General features: G+C 68.0%; 2 protein-coding genes. One reads left to right on the forward strand and one right to left on the reverse strand.

Annotated features, from left to right (window positions below):
* Positions 1-20: 20 nt before the first annotated feature.
* Positions 21-926: an EamA family transporter gene (locus AB4Y99_RS27430; RefSeq protein ID WP_441525570.1), complete on the reverse strand. Its 906-nt coding sequence runs from the start codon at positions 924-926 to the stop codon at positions 21-23.
* Positions 927-1,143: 217 nt separating this feature from the next.
* Between AB4Y99_RS27430 and AB4Y99_RS27435 the strand changes: the two genes are divergently transcribed.
* A partial coding sequence (locus tag AB4Y99_RS27435) for a D-alanyl-D-alanine carboxypeptidase family protein (RefSeq protein WP_441525571.1) occupies positions 1,144-1,892 on the forward strand: 749 nt, incomplete at its 3' end.

Consider the following 1,892-nt stretch of genomic DNA (forward strand, 5'->3'; position numbering starts at 1 on the left):
GCACTAGCCGGCCTCCGGCCTCACTGCAACGAGATCAAAAGCAGCAATCCGACGCCGCCGACGATCATCGCCATGCCGAGGATCTCGCGCCGGCTCGTTCCCTCCGCGAACAGGCGGCGCGAGGCGATCTGCGCCAGCGGCACCTCGATCAGGCCAAGCGTGCGGACATTGGCGGCGCTGGTCAGGGAGAAGCCGATGAACCAGAATTGCGAGGCGGCGGCGCCGAGGAAGCCGGCCGACAGCGAGCGCCGCCAGTTGCGCAGGCTGAGCCACAGCGCCGGGCGGTTCGCGACCAGCATGTAGAAGGTCAATAGCGCGGTCTGCATGGCCAGCCCCAGCACCAGGATGGTCGAGGCGCGGATCAGGAAATTGCCCTCCGGCAGGGCCTGGATGCCGCCGCGGAAGCCGATCGCCGAAAGCGCGAAGCAGGCGCCCGAGACGATGCCGAGCACGGCCGGCCGCAGGCCGGCGCGGGTCAACTTCTCCCCCGGCTTCCAGGAGACAACGATGACGCCGCAGGTCGCGATCGCGATGGCGAGGAATTTAAGCGGGCTGAGCGCATCGCCGAGCAGCAGCGCGCCGAAGATCGCGACCTGCACCGGCTCGGTCTTGGTGTAGGCGGTGGTCACGGCGAAGGAGCGCTCGCGCATCGCCGCCAGCATCAGCGCGGTCGCCGCGATCTGCATCAGCGCGCCCCAGGCGGTGTAGCCGAGCGAGGCTGGTCCGATCGAGGGCGGCAGCGTCCGCAGCCCGAGGCAGGCGGCGGCGAGGAAGACTATCGCGAAGGGCAGGCCGAACAGGAAGCGCACCTGCGTCGCCCCGACCACGCCGATGACGTCGGTCAGCGAGCGCTGCGCCAGGTTGCGCGCCGTCTGCAGCAGCGAGGCGAGGATCGTCGCCGGAATCCAGAGAAAGCCGAAAGCCACGCCGATGAGCCCCGCGAAAGCATGATGCGCTATCGCTTCTGGACCGGCCGTGGCGGCTAGGCAAATCGCTGCGCTGGGGGTAGGTATGCATGCAGCTATGAGTTCCTGGGCGGAGATTTGCGCCCGTCGTCTCGAAAATGCCGCATGCGTCGCGTTGAACCCAGCGCCGTCGCGCTGCCAAGCTTCGTTCACGACAAGACAGGTTCAAGACCCGCCGATGATCGCATCCCGCCTCACCGTCACCCTTGCCCTTGGTCTCGCCTTCACGGCACCGGCTCTGGCCGGAGCGAGCCTCGTCGTCGACGCCTCGAGCGGCGAGGTCCTGTCCGCCGAGAACGCGACCCAGGCCTGGCGCCCGGCCTCGACCGCCAAGATCATGACGATCTATCTGGCGCTGAAGGCTGTCCGCGACGGCCGCATCGGCCTCGAGACCGCGATCCCGGCCTCGAAGCTCGCCGCCAGCCAGCCCCGCGTGAAGGTCTATATCCGCGCCGGCCAGGAGATCAYGCTCGACAACGCGCTCAGGATCATGATGGTCAAATCGGCCAACGACATCGCCTATGTCGTGGCCGAGGGCGTCGGCGGCAACGTGCCGGACTTCGTGGGCATGATGAATGCCGAGGCCCAGCGCCTCGGCATGCGCGATACCCGCTTCATGAATCCGAATGGCTGGGACAATCCCGACCAGCAGACCAGCGCGCATGACCTCGCCGTGCTCGCCATGGCGCTGATGCGCGACTTCCCGGAATACTCCGCCTATTGGAGCACCTCCGCCGTCCAGCTCGGCAAGCAGGTCATGCACAACACCAACGGCCTGGTCGGGCGCTATGTCGGCATCGGCGGCATGAAGACCGGCTTCACCTGCGCCTCGGGCTTCAACGTCGTCGCGACCGCGAGCCGCGGCGGACGCACTCTCATCGCCGTCGTGCTCGGCTCGGCGTCCGGCACGGAGCGCACGGTCAAGGC

It is taken from the genome of Allobosea sp. TAB14 (assembly GCF_052113865.1).
Classification (GTDB): domain Bacteria; phylum Pseudomonadota; class Alphaproteobacteria; order Rhizobiales; family Beijerinckiaceae; genus Allobosea; species Allobosea spartocytisi.